This window comes from Bariatricus sp. SGI.019, from assembly GCF_050315235.1.
Classification (GTDB): domain Bacteria; phylum Bacillota; class Clostridia; order Lachnospirales; family Lachnospiraceae; genus JAFBIX01.
The window spans coordinates 230873-254121 of record NZ_JBNPOQ010000001.1 but is presented as its reverse complement, the minus strand read 5'-3'; the positions used below and the strand labels follow the sequence as shown (position 1 = coordinate 254121).

Annotated in this window: 19 protein-coding genes, 3 tRNA genes and 1 riboswitch; of the genes, 18 read left to right on the top strand and 4 right to left on the bottom strand. The window is 40.3% G+C overall.

The genetic code is table 11. From position 1 onward, the window contains the following. Positions 1 to 199: 199 nt before the first annotated feature. The 14 genes from rbsK (at position 200) to ACQRD1_RS01335 (ending at position 14974) form a co-directional block, all read left to right on the top strand. Positions 200 to 1105 carry a ribokinase gene (gene rbsK, locus ACQRD1_RS01400; RefSeq protein ID WP_235234328.1) on the top strand — a complete coding sequence of 302 codons (906 nt, stop codon included), beginning with the start codon at positions 200 to 202 and terminating at the stop codon, positions 1103 to 1105. A gap of 348 nt (positions 1106 to 1453) precedes the next feature. Then, positions 1454 to 2755: an ABC transporter substrate-binding protein gene (locus tag ACQRD1_RS01395; protein ID WP_427786810.1), complete on the top strand. Its 1302-nt coding sequence runs from the start codon at positions 1454 to 1456 to the stop codon at positions 2753 to 2755. 97 nt (positions 2756 to 2852) lie between these two features. Next, entirely contained in the window at positions 2853 to 3776 is a 924-nt protein-coding gene (locus tag ACQRD1_RS01390; protein WP_427786809.1) for a carbohydrate ABC transporter permease, read from the top strand. Between the two features lie 3 nt (positions 3777 to 3779). Then, complete coding sequence (locus ACQRD1_RS01385; RefSeq protein ID WP_427786808.1) at positions 3780 to 4616, top strand: carbohydrate ABC transporter permease; 837 nt, start codon at positions 3780 to 3782, stop codon at positions 4614 to 4616. A 31-nt stretch (positions 4617 to 4647) separates the two neighbouring features. Further along, positions 4648 to 5973, top strand: coding sequence for an ADP-dependent glucokinase/phosphofructokinase (locus ACQRD1_RS01380; protein WP_427786814.1), 1326 nt, complete (start codon positions 4648 to 4650; stop codon positions 5971 to 5973). A 62-nt stretch (positions 5974 to 6035) separates the two neighbouring features. After that, complete coding sequence (locus ACQRD1_RS01375) at positions 6036 to 6899, top strand: ketose-bisphosphate aldolase (RefSeq protein ID WP_235232982.1); 864 nt, start codon at positions 6036 to 6038, stop codon at positions 6897 to 6899. Positions 6900 to 6935: 36 nt separating this feature from the next. Next, positions 6936 to 7784 (top strand): MurR/RpiR family transcriptional regulator, encoded by an 849-nt coding sequence (locus ACQRD1_RS01370; RefSeq protein ID WP_427786807.1) that lies wholly within the window; start codon positions 6936 to 6938, stop codon positions 7782 to 7784. A 113-nt stretch (positions 7785 to 7897) separates the two neighbouring features. Continuing rightward, positions 7898 to 8581, top strand: a complete 684-nt coding sequence (locus tag ACQRD1_RS01365) for a D-lyxose/D-mannose family sugar isomerase (protein WP_427786806.1) — start codon at positions 7898 to 7900, stop codon at positions 8579 to 8581. 14 nt (positions 8582 to 8595) lie between these two features. Beyond that, a complete protein-coding gene (locus tag ACQRD1_RS01360; protein WP_173901360.1) occupies positions 8596 to 9468 on the top strand; it encodes an aldose 1-epimerase family protein in 873 nt (290 codons plus the stop codon). A 250-nt stretch (positions 9469 to 9718) separates the two neighbouring features. Further along, positions 9719 to 10381, top strand: coding sequence for a transaldolase family protein (locus tag ACQRD1_RS01355; protein WP_427786805.1), 663 nt, complete (start codon positions 9719 to 9721; stop codon positions 10379 to 10381). 117 nt (positions 10382 to 10498) lie between these two features. Beyond that, positions 10499 to 10570, top strand: a tRNA-Asn gene (locus ACQRD1_RS01350). A 218-nt stretch (positions 10571 to 10788) separates the two neighbouring features. Beyond that, a complete protein-coding gene (locus ACQRD1_RS01345) occupies positions 10789 to 12540 on the top strand; it encodes a fibronectin type III domain-containing protein (protein WP_427786804.1) in 1752 nt (583 codons plus the stop codon). Positions 12541 to 12566: 26 nt separating this feature from the next. Next, positions 12567 to 13736, top strand: a complete 1170-nt coding sequence (locus ACQRD1_RS01340) for a YibE/F family protein (RefSeq protein ID WP_427786803.1) — start codon at positions 12567 to 12569, stop codon at positions 13734 to 13736. Between the two features lie 71 nt (positions 13737 to 13807). Further along, positions 13808 to 13959: riboswitch (NiCo riboswitch) on the top strand. 115 nt (positions 13960 to 14074) lie between these two features. Next, the gene (locus ACQRD1_RS01335; protein WP_235232975.1) at positions 14075 to 14974 is read left to right on the top strand and encodes a cation diffusion facilitator family transporter; all 900 of its coding nucleotides are present in this window, start codon (positions 14075 to 14077) and stop codon (positions 14972 to 14974) included. Between the two features lie 121 nt (positions 14975 to 15095). Here the strand turns inward: ACQRD1_RS01335 and ACQRD1_RS01330 are convergent, their stop codons facing one another. Together ACQRD1_RS01330 and ACQRD1_RS01325 are read right to left on the bottom strand one after the other, a co-directional pair. After that, positions 15096 to 15680, bottom strand: a complete 585-nt coding sequence (locus ACQRD1_RS01330; RefSeq protein ID WP_235232974.1) for an AAA family ATPase — start codon at positions 15678 to 15680, stop codon at positions 15096 to 15098. Then, on the bottom strand, positions 15677 to 17098 hold the full coding sequence (locus ACQRD1_RS01325) for an MATE family efflux transporter (RefSeq protein WP_427786802.1): 1422 nt from the start codon (positions 17096 to 17098) through the stop codon (positions 15677 to 15679). The genes ACQRD1_RS01330 and ACQRD1_RS01325 overlap by 4 nt, the downstream gene beginning before the upstream one ends. Positions 17099 to 17432: 334 nt before the next feature. Here ACQRD1_RS01325 and ACQRD1_RS01320 point away from each other — a divergent pair, with 334 nt between their 5' ends. Continuing rightward, entirely contained in the window at positions 17433 to 18551 is a 1119-nt protein-coding gene (locus ACQRD1_RS01320; protein WP_427786801.1) for a DUF3810 domain-containing protein, read from the top strand. 14 nt (positions 18552 to 18565) lie between these two features. Here ACQRD1_RS01320 and ACQRD1_RS01315 read toward each other — a convergent pair whose 3' ends face one another. Continuing rightward, positions 18566 to 20782: a DNA topoisomerase III gene (locus tag ACQRD1_RS01315; RefSeq protein ID WP_235232971.1), complete on the bottom strand. Its 2217-nt coding sequence runs from the start codon at positions 20780 to 20782 to the stop codon at positions 18566 to 18568. 233 nt (positions 20783 to 21015) lie between these two features. Here ACQRD1_RS01315 and ACQRD1_RS01310 point away from each other — a divergent pair. Both ACQRD1_RS01310 and ACQRD1_RS01305 read left to right on the top strand, forming a co-directional pair. Next, positions 21016 to 21087: transfer RNA gene (locus ACQRD1_RS01310), tRNA-Glu, on the top strand. Positions 21088 to 21120: 33 nt separating this feature from the next. Next, a tRNA-Cys gene (locus ACQRD1_RS01305) sits at positions 21121 to 21191 on the top strand. A gap of 110 nt (positions 21192 to 21301) precedes the next feature. On the opposite strand, the gene ACQRD1_RS01300 is transcribed toward ACQRD1_RS01305, so the two are convergent. After that, positions 21302 to 21775: a precorrin-2 dehydrogenase/sirohydrochlorin ferrochelatase family protein gene (locus ACQRD1_RS01300; RefSeq protein ID WP_235232970.1), complete on the bottom strand. Its 474-nt coding sequence runs from the start codon at positions 21773 to 21775 to the stop codon at positions 21302 to 21304. Positions 21776 to 22103: 328 nt separating this feature from the next. On the opposite strand from ACQRD1_RS01300, the gene ACQRD1_RS01295 reads away from it, so the two are divergent. Further along, the gene (locus ACQRD1_RS01295) at positions 22104 to 23243 is read left to right on the top strand and encodes a PucR family transcriptional regulator (protein WP_235232969.1); all 1140 of its coding nucleotides are present in this window, start codon (positions 22104 to 22106) and stop codon (positions 23241 to 23243) included. The last annotated feature ends 6 nt before the right edge of the window (positions 23244 to 23249 follow it).

Sequence of the window (23249 nt, the reverse complement as noted above, 5' to 3'; positions counted from 1 at the left end):
TATAAGTTTAAGACAGTCAGTTTGACTGTCTTTTTTCATATGTAAAAAAGATTATTATCATTCAAAATGTTTTGTTATAATAGCTAGTTGATTTAAAATGTCTAAAATGATACTGTTTTTACAGAACATGTAGTAGACGATAAACATTTACAGAGATGAAATTTGTACAAAATATTAAAAATAAAAGGGAGAAGAACAAGTGAAGAATATTGTAGTGGTTGGAAGTTTGAACCTGGACACAGTTATAGAGGTTCCTCAAATGCCAAAAGCGGGGGAAACACTTGCCGGAACGAGTGTAACTCAGATCCCGGGAGGAAAAGGAGCGAATCAGGCGTACGCAGTTGGTAAGCTTCTTGGAAAAGTTAAAATGATTGGTGCAGTGGGAGATGACGCTCCAGGGAAAGTTCTTGTCAATAATCTGAAAAGTGTCGGAGTGGATGTTTCCGGTATATCAGAGATTAAAGGAGGGACAACAGGACAGGCATTTATAGCGGTAGAAGATAGTGGGGAGAATTCCATTATCATTATCGCAGGTACGAACGCAGATGTAACAAAAGAACTAATTCAGAAGAATGAGGATGTAATTCAAAAGGCAGATATTATTATTATGCAGTTGGAGATACCTCTGGAGACTGTGAGATATGTAAAAGAAATGGCAATAAAGCTTGGCAAGACGGTTATTTTGGATCCAGCTCCGGCAGTTCCTGATCTTCCGGATAGTTTCTGGAAAGGAATTGATTATATTAAGCCGAATGAAACAGAGCTTTCTATATTGGTAGGCAGGCCGCTTGAGGGGATAGAGGCAATTCAGGAAGGCGCCTGTTCTATGTTAAAAAAGGGTGTAAAAAATGTATTGGTTACACTTGGGAGCGAAGGGTGCTTGTTTGTGGCAGAAGGAACGGAAGAGTATTATCCGGCATGTAAGGTAGAGGCAGTAGATACAACTGCAGCAGGAGACTGTTTTACTGCAGCATTTGCTTTGGCGCTAAGTCAGGGAAAAACCTGTGGAGAGGCTATTGTGTTCGGACAAAAGGTGGCATCTATTGCAGTAACCAGAAAGGGAGCTCAGACTTCTATTCCATCACCAGAAGAAATTATGGAGTAAGAGAGAAAAAGGGTTACAGTATTTGGGAAAGCTATTACTAAATGCTGTGACCCTTTTTATGTTAATGTGTAAGAAATGTATTTTCATGACGCGTCAGTAATAAGTGAAATAATTAACGAAAAAATAAAATTTCTTACACATAATTTAAATTTAGCAATAATACATATTGACAATATGAAAAAATATTTTATAATATAATTAAAACAGCATAAAAAGTGGAAGAAAAATAAGGATAAATTAGCGAATATAGACATAAAAATCCATCCATATGTGATATTCGGAAATTTGCCTTAAAAATTTTTTTCACAAAATGCTGAAATAAAATTTCATTTAAAGGAGGAACTATTAATGAAAAAGAGAACAATCATGAAGAAAATGCTTTCAGTTGGTCTGGTTGGCGCAATGGTACTTTCATTAGCAGCTTGTGGATCTAGCAGCAGCGGAGATTCAGAAGAAGCTAGTGGAGACAGCGGAGATGGCGTTACACTTGAATTCCAACAGTGGTGGGGCGTAGAGCTTCCGGATGGAGCACTTCAGGAGATCTGTGATGACTTCACAGAGGAAACAGGAATCAACATTGAACTTCTGAGCAATCCTTATGCAGATACTAAGACTCAGATCGCGGCTGGTGCAGCAGCAGGAACAATGGCTGATGTAGTTGGTCTTGATGGATCTTGGGTATATGATTTTGCAAAACAGGAGTCTATCGCAAACTTGACAGATTTGATGACAGATGCAGGCTATGATGACAGCCAGTTATCAGATCAGATTCAGGTAGATGGAAGTACATACATGATTCCAGTTGTTAACTTTGCATATCCATTATATGTAAATATGGACATCCTTGAGGAAGCTGGGGTTTCTGAGGTTCCAACAACATGGTCAGAGTTCTTGGATGCATGTGATAAGATCGTATCTAATACAGATGCAACTGCATTTGCAATTCCATTATCTTCTGAAGCTCCTAACGGTATTCAGAATCAGTTCATGACATGGCTGTGGGCATCAGGCGGAGCTATGTTAGAAGATGGAAAACCGAACCTTGAAGGTAATGAAAATCTTGAGAAAGTTGTTGATTTCGTAAAAGAAATGAAAGACAACGGATACCTCTCTGATGGTGCTGAAGCTATGAAAGAGCAGGATATGGTTAACGAGTTCGAGAACGGACGTCTTGCATTCATGGTAGATGCAATTGCTCACTTGACACTGATCAAAGAAGAAAGTCCAGACCTTAACTTTGACTATGCTAAGATGCCTGTAATGGATGGTTATGAAGGCGAAAGCGGAATGGACGTTGCTAACTGGGGTATCGGTATTGCAGAAAACTGCGAGAACAAAGAAGAAGCATGGCAGTTTGTAGAATATCTTATGAGCCCAGAAGTAAATGCTAAATTAGCTCAGCTTGCAAACGCTTTCCCAGGAAATGCAACTGCAGAGCCTGATTATTCTGAAAACGATGAATTATTCCTGAAAGCATACGATAACTTCCAGACAGGTTATGCTATCAACGAATTCACAGGTGCTCCTACATCTGAAGATTTGATGAGAAGCTTCAATGAGCAGCTTGTATTATATCTGGATGGAGATATAGCATCTGCAGCAGATATGTTGAGTGCAGCACAGGAAAGCTGGGCACCTGCTTTTGAATAAAAATCGGACAGAACTATAAGGTAAAGAGTTAAAGAATATAGGCTGCGCGTATATTCGCGCAGCCTATATTTCTCAAAAAATGAAGGAGGTGGGATGATTGGCAAAGGGGAATAAAGTAATGACAAGGCCGGCAGGAAGCAAAAAGGATGTTTTGAGGAAACAGGCAACACCATATTTATATCTTTTACCAACAGTTGCATTAATGATTGTTCTGCTGGTTGTACCTATTATCATGGTTATCGGATATTCCTTCTTCGATAATGTGATTGTTAATAAGAATCCTGTTTTTGTTGGATTGCAGAACTATAAAGCAGTACTGACGGACCCAACATTCCTGGTCGCAATAAGGAATACGCTTTTCTTTGTTATCGTCAGCATTGTAGCACATCTTTTAATTGGTATGTTATTTGCAATGGTATTGAATACAAGATACCTTGGTGTTAGAGTAAAAGGTATTTTCCGAGTAATCTATGCTTTGCCATGGATGTTTACAGCATCTGTTATCGCAATTCTCTGGAGAATGATGTTAGATCCGAATGGTGTAATCAACTATCTTATTACATCTATGCACATAGTTGATAAAAACGTATCGTTCCTGGCAACGAGAGATATTGCGCTTAAAGCGGTTACAGTGATTAATATTTGGTCGGGATATCCTTTCTATATGATTAGTATTTTGGCAGGATTACAGGGAATTTCAGGAGATTTATATGAGGCATCCGCATTGGATGGCGCGAATGCTATTCAGACATTTTTCAGAATTACAATTCCTCAACTAAAACCAATTCTTGTCAGTCTTCTGATGTTAGATTTTGTTTGGACATTGCAGCAATTTGCTTTGATTTGGATGACTACAGGAGGCGGACCGGTCAATGCAACCGAGACAATTAGTACATATATATACAAACAGGGCTTTACGAAATATCAGTATTCAATGGCATCGTCTGCAGCCGTAATTCTTCTTATTGTATGTACGATTATTGGAATCTTCTATGTCAGACAACAAAGATCGGAGGATTAAAGTATGATAGGAAAGAAAAAAATTTCAGTTCAGATTTTAGTTATCATAGTATTGATCATTGGTACTTTGTGGGCGGTTTTTCCGATTGTCTGGATGTTCTTGAACTCATTTAAGCCTAATGCGGAGATTTTTGCGTGGCCGCCGACATGGATTTCTGAAAATTTTAGTTTGGATGCTTATAAAGCAATCTTTACAAACCCGGAACAGGTAAGGTTTTTTATTAATAGTTACATTATAGCTGGACTGGTAGTAGTGATTACTCTTATTATTGGAATTATGGCATCTTATGCATTTAGCCGTTTTGACTTTAGAGGAAAGGGTGTTATCAATACAGTTATTGTTGCTGTACAGGCTGTACCGCCGATTACTTTGCTGATTCCGTATTTGAGCTTGATCGTAAGTTTAAAATTATACAACACATATGCAGCACTTGTTCTGACATATTTGGTATTTACGCTTCCATATTGTATTTTAATGACAACAGGATATCTGAATACTCTTCCAAAAGAATTGGATGAAGCTGTTATGATCGATGGCGGTTCTCGTTGGAAGGCGTTATGGAAGATTTTGGTTCCTACAGCTGTTCCTGGTCTGGTATCAGTAGGAATGTATACGTTCATGCAGGCATGGAATGAATATTTGTTTGCTCTGGCATTGACAAAGACGAATGAAATGCGTACGGTTCCGGTAGGTATCAATTTATTGATGGGACAGCATTCATATGAATGGAATCAGATGATGGCAATGAGTGTACTTGGATCATTACCGATACTTGTATTATTCTTATTCTTCCAGAGATACTTTATCGCTGGTATGACGGCAGGATCAGTAAAGAGTTAAGACAGATGATATTAGGAGGATTTCAATAGTGATGAATGTATTACAGATTGAACAAAAATACAGGCAGGCATATGAGACAATGGATGAGACAGTGGAAAAGCGCGTGTCTGAGAAGCGTTATACAGCAATGGGCTATACCAGCAACTTAGATATTTTGTGCGATTTTCAGGTTGAAAGATTGAATGAATTGCTTGCAGAATACCTTCCAGATGGCGATCTTTCACAGATGGAGGTTCCGGAAAAGGTTCACACTATGGAAGAATTGCTCCAGACAATCGTGTATTATTGTACCCGAGGAATAGGCGGAGAAGCAGACATAGAGAATACAAAACTCTTGGAAGAGTGTTTTTCTGCACAGTATGGAATGGGCGGAACGGCAGTTCAGGCTGCTTTGGCACTTGCTCAGGTGGGGTGTCCGTCTGTTGTGCATCTTACAGATGACTCCAAAGAGGTATGTAAGTTGTTAGAGTCTCCATATGTTTATACAGTTTCTGAAACGGGAGAATTGGTACATACGGATGGAATTGTCCAGACTCAGGATCAGGAAATACACTGTATTATACAGTTTAAAAAAGGCGATATAATTTGTCTGGGCGATCAAGAAGCAGAGATTCCTTGCTCGAACCGATTGATTTTAACAAAGATTACGGTGAATGAATATGTTCCGTTTTATAAACCTTATTTTAAATGGGTTGAAGAAAATGCAGAACATGTAAGCAGTAATGTATTGTCCAGCTTTAATGCGCTTTTAGATCCGGAAGTTTTGAAGGAACATTTGGATTTTGCAGGACAGCATGTCATGAAATATCGAGAAAATAATCCGGAAGGCATAGTATTCTTTGAAGATGCACACTTCCATGATATTTCAGTGAGAAAGCTTTGTTTGGAGACGGTATGCTCTTGTGTGGATATTGTCAGCCTGAATGAAGAAGAACTGAAATATACATTAAAAGAAATGTATGATTTTGATGTAGATATTAGTGATATTATTTCCTGTGTTGAAGGTGCAAAATTTATTCGGGAAAAATTTGGTATTCGTAAGGGTATTATCATTCATACTAAAGATTATTCTATGTATGTAGGTGAAAAACTGAAAGCAGATATTGAGAAAGGGCTGATGTATGGAAATATGTTGGCTACTGCGAAGGCACAGAACGGAAGCTATGGTACGAAGGAACAGATTGGAGAAGTTCTTACCTTTGAACTGAGCCCGAAGGGGATCGAGAATTACAGTAAAGTCATAGAAAGCAAATATGCGGATGAAGTAACATTAGTACCGTCTAAATATATTGATAAACCTAAATATACCATTGGATTGGGTGATTCATTCTTAGGCGGTGTACAAATGTGTTTCTAAAAAATATTTTATAGAAAAAAGTGATAATGTATAGTATTATATTTCTAGAGGAGGACTAAATTATGTTAATGAATATGAAAGACATCTTGGCAGTAGCAAAAGAGAACAAATTTGCGATTCCGGCATTTAATATTTCCGATTACTCAATGTTTTTGGGAATTATGGATGTTTGCGAGGAAACTAATTCACCGGTTATCATTGAGATTCATCCAGATGAATTAAGCTTTACTGGACCAGAAATGGTTTTAGCTATTAAGGAAAGAGCATATAAGTCACCAGTGCCAGTATGTATTCATCTGGATCACTGCAGTGATTTTGGAACAATCATTTATGCGATCCAGTCAGGATTTACATCTGTAATGTTTGATGGTGCAGAGCTTCCTTTTGAAGAAAATATTGCAGGTGCTAAGAAAGTAGTAGAAGCAGCACATCCTGCAAATGTATCTGTTGAGGCAGAACTTGGAACTATCGGATCTACTGATCCGGCAGATTTCGAAGGCGGAACAGCAAAAATCATTTACACAAATCCAGACGATGCAGCAAAATTCGTTGCAGAGACAGGCGTAGATACACTTGCTGTTGCAATTGGAACATGTCATGGTTTATATCCAGCAGGAATGAAACCAGAACTTAAACTGGATATCTTGAAAGAAATTGAAGCAAAAGTGGATATTCCATTGGTTCTTCATGGTGGATCGAACAATCCGGACAAAGAAATTGGAGAATCTGTAACACTTGGAATCAATAAGATTAATATTTCTTCTGATATCAAGGTTGCATATTTCCAGAAAATGAGAGAAGTATTAAAAGATGAAGGGGTAAGAGAGCCAAATGTAATTGAGCCTCAATGTATGGAAGCTATGAAAGAGTGTGCAAAACATAAATTAGAACTCTTCCAGACAATTGGAAAAGCTTCTTTATACTAAGCCTTTTGGGCTCTCCCTTCAAGGAAAGGTGTCAAAGTGAAAAAAGAGAGTATGCTGAATAAGGGGGTTCTCGAGGTAATAAAAGAGAACTATAACTGCATTTTTTCAGCCGAAAAAAAAGTAGCGGATTTTGTCTTAAAAAATCCACAAAAGACGGTGGATTCTAATGTGTCTGAACTGGCAAAGCAAAGTGGTGTGAGTGATGCAACGGTTGTAAGGATGTGTCACCATATAGGATATACTGGATTTTATGAATTCCGTATTACGCTGGCGAAGGATCTGGGAAGACAGCAGTATGAGACGGTTAATCGCGTACAGACGCATGATGAAGTGGAAAAGCAATTTCGGGAATATGCGGAGAATATTATCGCAATAGGGCGAAGGATAGATGCCGATGTCATGTGGAATTGCGTGAATCTATTGAAGTCATGTAAGCAGGCGCATCTTCTGGCCGTAGGAAATACATGTCCATTAACTCAGTATATGGGATTCCGTCTTGGAAGATTAGGAATTAAAAGCACATATAATGTTGCCGCAGAATATTTTTTGAATAATGTAAATTTGGCTGATTCAGATGATATATTGGTTGCAATTTCTCAATCAGGTACATCCAAGCAAGTGATTCAGGGATTGGAGCTTGGAAAGGAAAAAGGATTAAAAGCGATTGCGATTACTGCTTATGCAAATTCACCAGTAGCGAATCTTGCAGATTACGTACTGATTTCGGCAGGAACAGAAGAACCTTTTAATTATTATAAAGGTTTTGCGCATTTGAATGAAACTGCAGTCATAGATGCTCTTTTGAACTTTGTCACAAATGCGGAACTAATTAAAAAGAAGCAGGCTGATAGGCCTGAGATTATATTATCAGAATACAAGGTGTAAAAGTGATAATGTAGAACAGCGGGGCTCTTTTGAATGCTTCATGCATGAAAGTGTCTTGCTGTTCGTTTTTTATAGTAAATTTTAAAAAGAATAAAATGTTTGGAGGAAATAATATGAAACGTTCAAGAATTAATCAGGTTATTAAAGACATGGAGCAGTTGATCAATGAGCACAGATTTGAGATCCCTCCATTTGCAAAGTGGACAGCAGAAGAATGGAACAGCATAGGACATGAATATGATGAGATCCGTGACAATAAACTGGGGTGGGACATTACCGATTATGGACTTGGCAAGTTCGATGAAGTTGGATTTGCGCTTCTTACGATTCGTAACGGCAATCAGAAGATGCCTGAGAAGTATCCGAAAACATACGCAGAGAAGCTTTTGATGTTATATGAAGGACAGACAGCGCCGTTGCATTATCATGTGTCCAAGATGGAGGACATCATCAATCGTGGTGGAAATGATATCTACATTACTGTATACAATGGAACACCGGAGATGGAAAAACTGGATACAGATGTTGAGATCTATAAAGATGGTAAAAAAGAAACTGTTCCTGCAGGAACAAAGGTACTTCTGAAACCAGGCGAGAGTATTACGATCACACCTTATCTGTTCCATGATTTTGTGGTTCCGCAGACCGGTGGATCCGTTCTTCTCGGTGAAGTATCTATGTGCAATGACGATGAGAATGATAACTTCTTCTATGAGAGAATGGGAAGATTTCCGACGATCGAAGAAGATGAGCCGGCATATCGTCTGCTGTGTACCGAATATCCGGATGCAGAATAGTGGGAGGAATGAACGTGAATTATGAGATTAGTAATCGATGCATGACGGTTAAGATAGCTGCTACCGGTGCAGAGATGCAGTCTGTCTCAAAAGATGGCGTTGAGTATCTCTGGAGTGGAGATCAGAAATACTGGCCGGAAAGAGCTCCGATTCTGTTCCCTTTTGTAGGAAGATTTACAGAAGGAAAGTACACTCTTAATGGAAAAGAATACTGCATGGGGATTCACGGATTCGCAAGAAGCCTTCCGTATCGGGTAGTAGAGCATGACCGAGAAAGAATCGTTATGGAACTGGAGGATACAGAAGAAACATATGAGTCCTATCCGTATCATTTTGTTTTGCGCGTGAGTTATGAACTAGATGAAAATCAGATTAAGATAGGATATCAGGTTCGGAACAATTCAGATAAGATGATGTATTTTGGAATCGGCGGACATCCCGGATTCAAGGTACCGCTGGAAGATGGCCTGGAATTTTCAGATTATTATCTGGAGTTTTCGGGAAAAGGTTGCCCGGACAGGGTTGGTCATACAGAAACTTGTTTCCTGAATGGAATCAATAAAGAATTTCCATTAGAAGATGGGCAGAAGATAAGAATGAGACATGATATGTTCGATGATGATGCTATTGTTCTTCAGAATATGCCGGGGGAAGTGACATTAAAATCGGACAAAGGAACAAGAAGTGTTACGGTATCTTATCCTAAGATGTCTTATCTAGGATTCTGGCATGCGCCGAAAACCGAAGCGCCCTATATTTGTATTGAACCATGGACTTCCCTTCCATCCAGACAAGATGTGGTAGAAGAGTTCAGCAATAAGAGTGATCTGGTACGTCTGGGAACTGGTGAGACTTATTGCAATCAGTGGAGTATAACAATCCGTTAATGATCTGCAGATATATTGATATGCCCTTTAAGTTGTCGTAGTGCTTAAAGGGCGTATCTCTCCAATTTTAGAGTTGAAATAAATATTTGTAAAAAATAAAAAAGCCCTTGCAAAATAGATTGCGGAGTGTTATAAAAGATATAGAGCACACGGCTGTTAACCATGGGGTTGTTGGTTCGAGCCCAACTCGGAGAGTTGGATATTGACCTATAGGTTTTTTGTTGTAAAGGATTATTTTAGGAGGTTTATTATGAGATTATTAGCAGATACAGCAAATATAAAGGAATTAGAAATTCTAAAAAATAAAAATCTTATCGAGGGAGTTACAACGAATCCTTCGATTATTTCAAAAGAAGGAAAAGATGGTATAAAAATACTTAAAGCGATCACAGAATTACTCCCTGATATGCCAGTATTTGGTCAGGTTGTTGGGGAAACAGTTGAAGATATGGTCGCAGATGGGAAGCGTATTAATTCTGCAGGAGATAATATGGTCGTAAAGATTCCTGCTAATTACCATGGAGTAGAAGCAATTGCAAGGTTAAGTGAGCTGGGAATTAAAACATGTGCAACTGCGATATTGACTGCCGCAGAAGCCGTTCTGTGTGCACAGGCCGGAGCCACATATGTTGCGCCATACACAGGACAAAATGATATCATAGGGTATAAAGGTGTCGATACACTTTCGCAAATATCAACGGTATATAAAAAATTAAATATAGATACAAAGATTTTAGCTGCATCTATAGAAAAATCACAGGAAATTGTCGACTACTTTATGGCAGGAGCAGATTGCCTTACACTTCCATATCATGTTTTTGAAGATACCTTTACTTCACCGAATCCATTAACAGAGCATTATATCAATAATTTTAAGCGAGACTGGATGAATGCAGAATGCTTTTTTGAATAATAATAGATAAAAATGACGGGCGCTTGGTGAGCGCCCGTATTCTCAAAAATATTGAAAATATGGTAATAAAAATTCTTGCAAAATAGATTGGGGAGAGTTATACTAGAAAAGTAGTAATCCTCGATAGCTCAATGGTAGAGCACACGGCTGTTAACCGTGGGGTTGTTGGTTCGAGCCCAACTCGGGGAGTTTTTTATAATCCGTAGGCAGATGCTTACGGATTTTTTGTATTACAAGGCGCAGAGATTTTTAGTACAATCTCTGCGCTTTTTTCGATATGCTGGTTTATTTGATATGAAATATTTAACTCAAATATTACAAAGATTTTTACAAAAGAGAAATAAGATTTTACATTGTTACAGTATATTTTTTCTGAATCTATTATTACAAGGAGGATGAAAAAGATAATGAGAAAAAAGAAAAGAATTGCCAGCGTATTGATTGCCCTGGCTCTTATTGTCACAGCAGGCTTATCCTTTCCGGGGCAATCTGGAGCTGTTCGTGCAGAAGAGGATACAGACAATATCACAATTGTAGATGCCAATACGCAGTGGCAGTACAGAGATGACAATCAGGCACCGGCTGATGGCTGGAAGACCAGCGAGACGGTGACGGAAACATGGAAGACGGCGGCAGGCAGTTTTGGTGCCAAGAATGGTGTGATTGCGGACTTTGGTGGCGGCTGTACTCCTAAGACTTTGTTAAACCAATACATTGAGGGAACTTCGAATGATATTCCAGTCTACTATTTCCGCAAAACATTTGATCTGGAAGATCCGACAATCGTACAGTCCGTCACGGGAAGTCTTCTTTATGATGATGCTGTAACCGTTTACATTAATGGAGTAAGGATTGCAGGATATGATGATGGTTCCTTTGATGAAAATGGATATGGAGGCTCAAATGCAAGTGCTCCGAAGACAGGAGAAATTAATTTCACAGAGATTGCGGCTTTGAATCTGAAAGGAACAGGAAATGTGGTGTCTGTAGAACTTCACAACGGAAGACCATCGAGTTCTGATGTTTATCTTGATTTTCAGTCTCTGACATTTGGTACAGCAGTGCCGGAGAAAGAAGTCAAATATATCTCTCTGAATATTGGAAGTGACGAAACACAGAGAAATATTACCTGGATGGCAAGCTCTGATAAAGAGGCATATGTGCAGGTGGCGACAAAACCAGAGGGATGGGTCGAAGGGAATGAATTCCCGGCAGATGCAGTAAGCTATACAGCTACACAAACTGATAGTGCAGTAAACGGTCTTAAGAGTTGCAAGGCTACCATGACAGATTTGAAAGAAAACACAACCTATCTGTATAGAGTAGGAAATGATGAAAAGTGGTCTGACACTTACTCATTTACCACACAGGCATTGGGACAGGATCAGGAATTCAGTTTCTTGTTTGCAGGAGATCCGCAGATCGGAGCAAGTGGCAATTCAGCAGCTGATACTACAAACTGGCAGAATACCATGAGCAGATCATTGCAGGCATTTCCGCAGACGAGTTTCCTGTTAAGTGCAGGAGATCAGGTGAATTCCAGAGATAGCGATACTGAATATGAAGGATTCCTCTCTCCGGATGCAATGCGCTTGATTCCACTGGCAACCAATGTGGGCAATCATGACAATGGTTCTGAGAGATATACATCTTATTACAATATACAGGATGGAAAAGCATTCAATCCGATGACGGGTGTCAGCGCACAGGACTATGAAGGAAATGATATTACAGAGCTTGTACATGTAACCGTTTATAATGCAGATACAGGTGAGCAAGTACAGTATGTAGACACATCCAAGACTGGAAATTATCGTATTGTATATGATGTGACAGATACATATGGAAAGACGGCTAGTGCGGAACAGCTTGTAGAAGTTGTTAAGAATACTGATGAAAATCCAGGTCAGAATCCAGATGAAAACCCAAGTGAAAATCCAGATGAGAACCCAGGACAGATTTCGGGTACGGGTTCAGGGAATGGACAGACAGACAACAATGGAAAGGGAAATGGTTTGGCAACGGCAGGAACCAGTCAGTCATCTAAGGAAACAACTGTGAAGACCGGCGACGAGGCACCGCTTGTGTTATTTGGCGTGTTTATGCTGTTAGCAGCAGGAGCAGCCGTAGTTGTTCTTCGCAGACGCAGTATTCGATAAAATACAAAGAAAGCAGGAAACAAGAAGTGAACGGGCAGAAGATATTACAGGGAAAGATACAGAATAAAAAAGCGGATCTATTGGTCATTACCATGATGACAGTTATTGTCATCATGACACTGGTGCTGAACCGATGGTTCCCAGTGGAATATATTATGTATACTTCTGAGTCTTCTACTTACGAACGAGGAGTTGTGACCCGGATTCTGGCAGAAGAGTTAAGTCAGGAGGAAGGAAGCAACAGGTATCGTGGTGTACAGACCTTAAAAGTTGTCATGAAGAGCGGAAGCCTTAAAGGACAGGAGATTGAAGTTAAGAATGAATTGAGCGCAACTCATAACATTGCCACAGGTGTGGGACAAAGATTGATTATCAAGGTGGATGCTTCAGAAGGTCTGGAACCATATTATACCGTATTTAATTATGACAGGACGGTGGGTATTTCCATGATATTGGTAATGTTTGCCGTGTTTATGATCTTGGTCGGAGGAAGAAAAGGAGTAAAGAGTATGATTGGTCTTTGCTTTGCACTTTTCCTGATTATTGATTTTCTGTTACCGGCTGTTTATCATGGATGGTCACCTATCGGGATGGGAATCATCTGTGCATTCTTAATTGCAGTATTTTCTATGTTATTGCTCAACGGATTTAGTGAGAAGACATTTACCGCAATTACAGCGACTATGGCAGGAGTTATATTAGCAGCTGTTTTCTATTATATATTTTCTGGGATTCTGCATCTGAGTGGATTTAATCTGGAGGAAGCAGAGGAATTGATTATTGTTCAGGGTGCAACGGGTCTTAAGGTTGGACAGACCTTATTTACCGGAATTCTGATTGCATCGTTGGGAGCGGTGATGGACATGACCATGTCAGTAGCTTCAGCTTTGTTTGAAATGAAGGAAATTCATCCGGAAATGTATATGACAGAAGTATTCCGTTCAGGAATTTCTATCGGACAGGATATGATAGGAACTATGTGTGAGACTTTAATTTTGGCATTTGCCGGAAGTAGCATTACGGCACTTCTGGTAATGATTGCATATGGAGCACAGTTTAATCAGATCTTAAGCTCTGATTATGTGGCGATTGAATTGATACACAGCTTAACGGGAAGTATGGCGGTTATCCTTTCGGTTCCGATCACAGCAGGTCTTTCTGCATTTTTTACTTGTAACAGGCAACACTGCAAGTAAATAAAAATTTTATTGCTAAATGGCAATTTTTGTGTTACATTTAATACACTCTTTGCACTGCATATAGATCTACAGTACAAACTGAGCAGACCGTGACAGGATGTCATGGAGTCGGGTCGCAGAAATTGCCGGGCATCTGAAGTAAGTTGCCACTGGCAGATTCCGTAAGCTGCCGGTGGCAGTTTTCGTAAGTGACAGTGGAAGTAACATCCACGGGACAGTAGTTGCTAATACTGATTCGTGGGTGTTGTTTATTCTTTTTTTGTGAAGCATATCATAAAAATCCCCACAATATATTTAGTGCCATAGAGCTATCTTACGTTTGGGAGGTAACTAATATGGAAGAAAACAGAATAACGAATGATGAATTCCAAAAGGTCGCAAACAGGGTCTCGATGGTGTCGATCGTAGGGAATATTGCGCTTGCGCTAGGAAAGCTTCTTGCAGGAATTATCGCTCATTCCAATGCGATGATCAGTGATGCGGTTCATTCGGCTTCGGATGTGTTCAGCACGATTGTTGTGATTATTGGAATTCGGCTTGCGTCGAAAGAATCCGATAAAAACCATCCTTATGGCCATGAACGGCTGGAATGTGTGGCGGCGATTGTCTTAGCGATGGTTCTCTTTATTACCGGACTTGGCATAGGGATGGAAGCATTGAAAAACATTTTGTCTGGTAACTATAATGAATTGCAGATTCCGGGAATGCTGGCGCTGATTGCGGCAATTGTATCCATTGTCAGTAAGGAAGCTATGTTCTGGTACACGAAGATTAATGCCAGAAGAATCGATTCCAGTGCACTGATGGCAGATGCATGGCATCACCGTTCGGATGCATTTTCTTCTGTTGGAGCATTGATCGGTATCGCAGGAGCAAGGCTGGGATTCCCAATCATGGATTCTATTGCCAGTCTGGTTATCTTTGTATTTATCATAAAAGCAGCATATGACATTTTCAGGGATGCAGTGGATAAGATGGTGGATCATTCTTGTGATGACGAGACGGAAAAGCAGATATCTGACTGCGTGATGGAGAATGAAGCAGTAGAAGGAATCGACTTGCTCCAGACACGTATATTTGGAAATAAAATATATGTGGATATTGAGATTGCGCTGGATGGTTCTTTGCCATTACAAAAGGCGCATGATATAGCGGAAGAAGTTCACCATGATATAGAACGAAAATTTCCGAAGATCAAGCATATCATGGTCCATGTTAATCCTATGAAAATCTGAGGTAGAAAGAAAAGAGGCGAAGAGATTTGTGCGGGAATATCTCTTCGCTTCTTTTACAGGGTATCATATATCCAGAGGAAACGACTGGTAGAAGCTTCCTCTGGCGGAGGGTAGACCTAAACTAAAACAGTCCGGCAAGAATCTCAGCGCATTTCTCGATGCCGAGGACGCCACTATCCAATGCAATGTGATAATTCTGCATAGCGCCCCACTTCTGATCTGTATAGAACTGATAGTAAGAAGCGCGTCGTTTATCCTTGTCTTTCAGACGTTTTTCAGGAGAAACTTCACGTTCGCCGTATTGCTCAACGATTCGTTCGGCACGTTTGGCAATGCTTGCGTGAATAAATACGTTCAGACAGTCGGCCTCGTCTCTTAAAATATAATCTGCACAACGTCCTACGATGACGCAAGGTCCCTCTTCTGCCAGTTTCAAAATGACTTTTCGCTGAATTGCCCACAAGTCATCTTGTGTGGAATGTCCGTAAAAATCTCGGTCAGAGAAAGCATTGGCAAACCAGCCACCGTGGGAAGAATATTCGCCGCGTTCTGCGATATATTCTTTTGCAAATCCACTTTCTTCGGCGATTTTTTCAATAAGTTCATGATCATAACAAGGGATTCCTAATTGTTCGGCTACTTTTCTTCCGATGGTTCTTCCGCCGCTGCCGAATTGACGGCTGATAGTAATGACTCTGTTTTTCATTTTACCGTCTCCTTTTCTTGTGCGATTTTCTTATTAAGTGTTTTATATGTGTATACAATTACAATCAGAGAAATGATGAATGTAAGGATATCGGATACCGGCATAGAATACAGGACTCCGTCCAGACCAAAGAAAAGCGGAAGTATTAATGCAAAACCTACACCGAATACAACTTCACGGACCAAAGACAGCATGGTGGAAGTCATAGCTTTTCCCATGGACTGCAGGTAGATGAAAGTTGCTTTGTTGACAGTGGCAAGGGTCATCATACAAAGGTAGGTTCGGAATGCTTTTACTGCAAAATCGGTATAGTAGATGCTTTCGTTGGATGCTCCGAAGATACCGATTAATTGTCTTGGGAAGCATATGACAATAACGGTAGCGACGGCACCAGCGATGGCTTCAGCAATCAGCAGATGAGAGAAAAGGCTCTTGGCACGGTCATCTCGTTTGGCGCCGATGTTGTAGCCTACGATAGGGATACAGCCGGCTGCCATACCTACTGCAATTGAGATAACGATCTGGAAGAATTTCATAACAATTCCTACAACTGCCATTGGAATCTGAGCATACTCAGCCTGACCGAAGATTTCGTCCATTGCCCCATATTTTTGAATCATATTGTTTACTGCAGCCATGGAAGCAACCAGCGAGATCTGAGATAAGAAACTACAGATTCCTAGTGGAAGATATTTTTTACAGAGTTTTCTGTGGATACGAAAACTGTTTTTCTTAAGTTGAATTGCTTTCATATGGCACAGATACCAGATGGCAAGAATAGCAGTCAGAATCTGCCCTGTGATGGTTGCCACTGCAGCACCCATCATTCCCCATTTGAAGATAAAGATGAATATTGGGTCCAGGATAATGTTGGCGCATGCACCTGCCAGTGTAGAAATCATAGCGAATTTGGGACTTCCATCGGAACGAATAATAGGATTCATGGCCTGACCGAACATATAGAACGGAATACCTACCGTAATCCAGAAGAAGTATTCCCTGGCCTGGCTGAAAGTTTCTTCATTGACACGTCCACCGAACATGGTCAGGATCGGTTCCCGAAAGATAAGATATACAGCAGTCAGGATGACACTACAGATGATACATAGGATAACGGCGCTGCCGATGCTTCTGTGGGCGTCCTCCTTTTTGCCGGCACCCAGACTGATACTGACGAAAGCACAGCATCCATCACCGATCATGACTGCAATAGCCAGAGACACGACCGTCAGTGGGAATACGACTGTATTTGCCGCATTACCATAAGATCCCAGATAGCTTGCATTGGCGATAAAAATCTGGTCGACAATGTTGTAAAGTGCTGCTACCAGCAGCGAGATAATACAGGGTACAGAATATTTGCGCATCAATACCCCGATTGGTTCTGTTTCCAAAAAACGATTTGATTTTTGGTCCATGATATTTTCCTCCTTCATATGTTAATTATTTTGTGAGAGACATCTCTGGAAAAATAAAAAGTGTGGCCAAAGAGCTGGATTTATGCCCAGGGCCACACGCTTCACATAAAAATAAAGAGCGTGTAGCATTCAACCGGATTTACGCAGTTTTGCTACACGCTGTACCATGTATCATAACAGTTTTTTTGGATGATGTCAAAGGGGTTTTTGGGGAATTTATGAAGTAGATCAAACTGTCAGATTGGTACATTTTTAGGGTTGAGACGGAAAAACCAGCGTGATACTATATTGATAGAAAAGATTGAAAAAATGATAAGACAAGGGTAAATTTACAATGTCAAAGTTTTCAGATGATAAGAATATAAGAATAAATGATCGTATAAAAACTAAGGTAATCATAAGCGGTATACTGATTGGAATTAGCATTATTTTGAGTCTGACTGCGAGAATGTGCCAAGACTTTGCCCAGTGGTACAGCACGCATATCTATCCAGTATGGGTGGAGACAGTTGGCCGTGCGATGGGGTATTTCCCATTTTCTGTATCGGAAGTACTACTTTATCTTATGATTCTTATTTTCCTGGTGTCTTGTACACAGCTTCTGATTCGAATAATTCGGAAGAAATTGAGAAAAGAAGAAGGATATAGATGGTTGTGTAATGTTTTCTTAGCGGTAGGAGTCTTGTTTTTCTTATATGTGGTGAATTGCGGAGTGAATTATCATAAGGATTCGTTTGCGGAAACTTCTGAGATTCAGGCAGATGAATATTCAATTGAAGAGTTGAAGGAAGTATGTGTATGGCTGACAGAACAAGTAAATCAATATAGCAATGCGGTAGAACGGAATCAAGAAGGAACCATGGAGCTGGAGGTGTCGACAGAGGAACAGGCAGTGACTGCTATGCAAAAATTAGGCGAGATATATCCAGAGTTAAAAGGATATTATCCAAAGCCAAAAGGATTGCTCAATTCTTGGATACTTTCTATACAGAACCTGAGCGGGGTATATTCTCCGTTTACCATAGAAGCCAATTACAATCAGGCAATGACTGATTATAACATTCCGTTTACCATCTGTCACGAACTGTCGCACTTACGAGGATTTATGCAAGAGCAAGAGGCCAACTTCATCGCATTTCTTGCCTGCCGCGAGTCTGAGGAAGCAACATTCCAATATAGCGGAAATATGCTGGGGTGGATTCATTGCATGAATGTATTGTATAAAGTTGACTACGATGCGTGGGAAGAAGTGCGCGGTGAGTTAAGCGCGGAGGCAGAGACAGATCTGCAGGCGAATCACGAATTCTGGGCAAGGTATGACGGGACAGTCGCAGAAGTATCTAATAAAGTGAACGATACATATTTAAAGGCAAACGGACAAAAAGATGGAGTGGAAAGTTATAATCGAATGGTAGATCTGATTGTGGCATATAAAAGGGACAGGGTAAATTAGGGACGGAGGTTTTTTTATTTTTCTCCGTCCCCAATTTTGCGTAGTGCCTCGGCGAAGGCGTTGTTGATGGGTTCGTCTTTTTGTTTTTTTAGATATTTTTGTACATCTTTTTTGGAGACACCGGCACCTTCTTTTTCTCTTCTGGCTTTGAATGCGGAGAGTTTTTCTTTGTATCCGCATTGGCATACGAAGGTTTCGTCTTCGCCTTTTTTTATTAGCTCCATCTTTTTGTGGCAGTTTGGGCAGCGGGCATTGCTTAGACGTGCAATGGTTTCGCGATAACCGCATTCTCGATCCTGGCATACCAGAAGGCGAGCGTTTTTGCCGTTGACTGCCAGCATTCGTTTGCCGCAGCGTGGGCATTTGGTATTGGTAAGGTTGTCGTGTCGGAAGGTTCCGTCAGCGTTTTTGATTTCTTGAATGAGTTCTTGTGTATAATCGATAATTTCACGAAGGAATATATCTGCTTTGTGATTCCCTTTGGAGATCTGTGAGAGTTCCATTTCCCATTGGGCAGTAAGCTCTGGCTTTTTTAGATCCTTTGGGACAAGTTCCAGAAGTTGTTTTCCTTTGGAGGTAATCAGAATCTCCGTTCCTTTTTTCTCGATATAGAAGGAGTGAAATAGTTTTTCGATAATATCAGCTCTTGTGGCGACGGTTCCCAGACCGCCGGTCTCCCCCAATGTTTTTCGTGCTTTTGCATCTTGGGAATCCATGTATTTTACTGGATTTTCCATAGCGCTTAGCAGGGTTGCTTCGGTAAATCTTGCTGGTGGTTTTGTCTTTCCGGTTGTAAGAGAAACCGTCACAATTGGAAACTTCATGCCTTTTTCCAGAGCAGGAAGCGGTTGTTCGGATACATATGTGGCGGCATCATTTTCCTCATCCGCGTCATCAATATTATCCGCTTCATAGATGGCTTTCCAGCCTGGAGATAGAACAATCTTTCCTTTTGCAATAAAATTTTGTCCGGCAGCAGAAGCTTTCATTGTGGTCTGCTCATACTCAAAGGCCGGGGATAGAACACTGATAAAGCGGCGCACAACTAGATCATAGATTTTGCGTTCTTCATTGCTCATGTGATCAAGCTGCACATATTCTTCCGTCGGTATAATTGCGTGATGATCACTGACCTTTTTGTCGTCTACAAAAGATTTACTGGTTCTAATCGGACCTCTCAGAAGTTCAGGAATGTATTTCTTATAAGGTCCAGTGTTACACGCTTTCAGCCGCTCTTTAATGGTCGGGACAATATCGGTTCCGATGTAGCGGGAATCGGTTCGAGGATAAGTGAGTACTTTGTGATGTTCATACAGACGCTGCATAATATTCAAGGTTTCTTTGGCAGAGAAACCAAAGCGTTTGTTAGCATCACGCTGTAATTCTGTCAGGTCATAGAGACCTGGGGAAAATGTTTTTTTAGCGGATTTTTGAACATCGGTGATGGTCAACATCTGTCTGGTCAGTCTGGCAGTGATATCAGTCATAACATCCTTTTGGAAAGAACGAAGACTTCCGGTCTTGGCGTTCTGCCAGGTCCATGTGACCGGGGAGTTGTACTGGCTGGAGTTGGTAGTACATTTTATCCCATAGTAGTCTTCGGGTTTGAAAGAACGAATCTCAGCTTCGCGGCGGGCAATAATCGCGAGGGTTGGAGTCTGAACGCGTCCGCAAGACAACTGTGCATTATATTTGCACGTAAGGGCGCGAGTAGCGTTAATTCCAACCAGCCAGTCTGCTTCAGCACGGCTTTTGGCAGCATAATACAGTGCATTATATTGACGGCCATCTTTTAAGTGGGCAAATCCCTCGCGGATAGCCTTATCAGTCACAGAAGAAATCCAGAGCCGTTTGATTGGTTTGTGACATCCTGCTTTATCAAGAATCCAACGTGCAACCAATTCCCCTTCGCGCCCGGCGTCAGTAGCGATGATAATCTCAGACACATCCTTTCGGAAAAGTTGAGATTTGACGTTGTGGTATTGCTTGGATGTCTGCTTGATCACAACCAGTTCCCATTTTTCTGGAAGCATTGGAAGGTAGGAAATATTCCATTCCTTGAATTTCTTATCGTATTCTTCTGGATCTGCCAATGTGACAAGATGCCCTAAAGCCCAGGTGACGATGTATTTCTCACCTTCAATTGCGCCGGCAATACTTTTCTTACAGTTCAAAACGCGGGCAATGTCACGGGCGACAGACGGCTTCTCAGCCAGAACTAATGATTTCATAAATGTTTGCTCCTTATATAAAAAGTAATAATAATCTTAGATACCTATTCAACATATCGGATTTAGACGGGTTTGTCAACGGATGGAAGGGCTCAAAACATGATGAAAAAAAGGCTCTCCGTGGAGAAAAATGTATAGGAAAAAGAAAATTAGAAAAAAAAGAAAAAATACTTGAAAAATATGAATAACTATGTTAATATAAACATCGATCGCGCTTGAGGAAAGCGTAATATGGCTCCGTGGTCAAGCGGTTAAGACATCGCCCTTTCACGGCGGTAACACGGGTTCGATTCCCGTCGGAGTCATTCGAGCGAAAGCTCATTCATATTATAGTGTATGGCGCCATAGCCAAGTGGTAAGGCAAAGGTCTGCAACACCTCTATCACCAGTTCAAATCTGGTTGGCGCCTTTCAAAAAACAATCCTTGAAAAAGGATTGTTTTTTTGTGCTTAATTTTTAATTTGGGACGGGGGTTTTTTCATTTTCCTCCGTCCCAAATTAAAATATCCCTGTCCCAAATTAAATTTGCCGTGTCCCTAATGCCTGGCTGATTCGTTCGCGAGCTTCTTTGGCTTCGTGATGATTTAATCCGCTGGTGCTGATCCCGGTAACAATATTGCCTTGCCGTACGATCCCGGGGAAGTAGAAGTCACAAGATTCTTTTTTATGTGCGGTATTTACCGGTATTTTTCGTGCTTTACAGTCTGCCGCGATCTGATCGTTACAAGAGCTGCTGTTTGTTGCGGCGAGTACAATGTCTGCGCCTTCTGTCAGATTGGTGTGATATACATCCTGGATCCATTGGATGCGCCGGCTCTCACTCAATATTCGCAGTTTGTCTGTGATTTCTGGTGCTACGACGCAGATGTCGGCAGCAAAATCAAGAAGTGTCTCGATTCTTCTCTGGGCAATCTTGCCGCCCCCTATCACGAGGATTCTTTTCTCGGACAGGTCTACAAAAAGTGGAAAATATAAAGGTGATGATTTCTCCATGGAAGGCATCCTTTCTGTATAAACATTTTCTTTCATCATATCATGGATAATGAGGGTGTGACAGAATTATTTTCTGGAGCTTTCGGCGATGACCGATGCAGACAAAAACCCCTTGAAGCATATCTGCTTCAAGGGGTTTTCCTTTTAAAAATCTAGAGATAAAGTCGAAACAACAAAAATCGGGGTTTTCATTTGTGTTCCAAAAACAATATATCACAAGAAAATATTTTTTTGTATAGTCTATAAATACATAATTATGACAAAAAATTGTGGCTTAAGCACAAATGCAATGGTATAATATCCATGCGAAGTGTAGAGGAGGAGGAAAATGGCTGTTGAATTAGAGAACTTATATGCAGAGATTGATCCGGAATATGGTGTTGCATTGCTTACGAAGAGTTGCTTTCATAAAATGATTGGCTGGATACATATGGTGGAAGATATGGATTTTGTACCTATGCTGCACGGCGATGAACTGGTCTTTAATTCAGGGCTGAATTATGTTTCGGAGGAATGGCTGAAGAGGTATATAGAAGCACTGAATAAAGAGTGCGCCGGCGGATTGATGATTGCGATTCGTGAGGGGAAAAAGATATCACAAAAGATTGTTGATTATTGCAATGAACTGGAATTCCCGTTGTTTTCGGCAACATGGGAGACTCCATATATTGATATCATGCGTATTTTTTCCGTAATTTTATTGAAGAACGAGCAGAGAGACACGAATTTAAGCACTGCATTGCGAAATGCAATCTTTTTCCCGGACAATGAAGAACTGTATGTAAATTATTTTGAGGGAAATGGATTCTATCGCAATTTGACCTATAATGTTATTGTGTTAAGCTGTAATGTGTACAATACAGAACGTGGCAATGAACGTTTGAATCAGATTAAGAAGGAATTACATTATACCTTGGAGAGAAGAATTATATATGAAGAGAATAATCGTCTTATTATTCTTGCGACGGGGTATTCTGAAAGGAAATTATTGGATATTTTTCAAAAAATATGCGAGAAAGATGATAATGTATATGTTGGCATAGGAACAATGGTAAATAGCATCAAAGAGATCCATAAGTCTTATGAACGAGCGAGAACAGCATATGAATTGACAAAGGCTCCGATTGACAAGAATATATTATGTTACAAAGAGCTTGGAATATATAAGATCCTTTCTGATATAAAAGAGGAAGAGATCTATCCTGAGTTTGTAAAAGAAACATTAGGGAAATTAATGGACTATGATGAAGAGAATGGCACGGATTATGTAGAGATTCTGGAAGCATATTTTAAGAACGAGTGTAATATTGTCGAGACATCAAAGGCGTTATATTGCCATAAGAATACCATGGCTTATAAGATCAACAAGATTAAAGAAGTATTGGGATATGATATTACTTCTAATGAAAACAGAATGAAAATTATGGTATCATTCTATATTATGAGATCCAGAATTGGATATCGGTAAGAATTA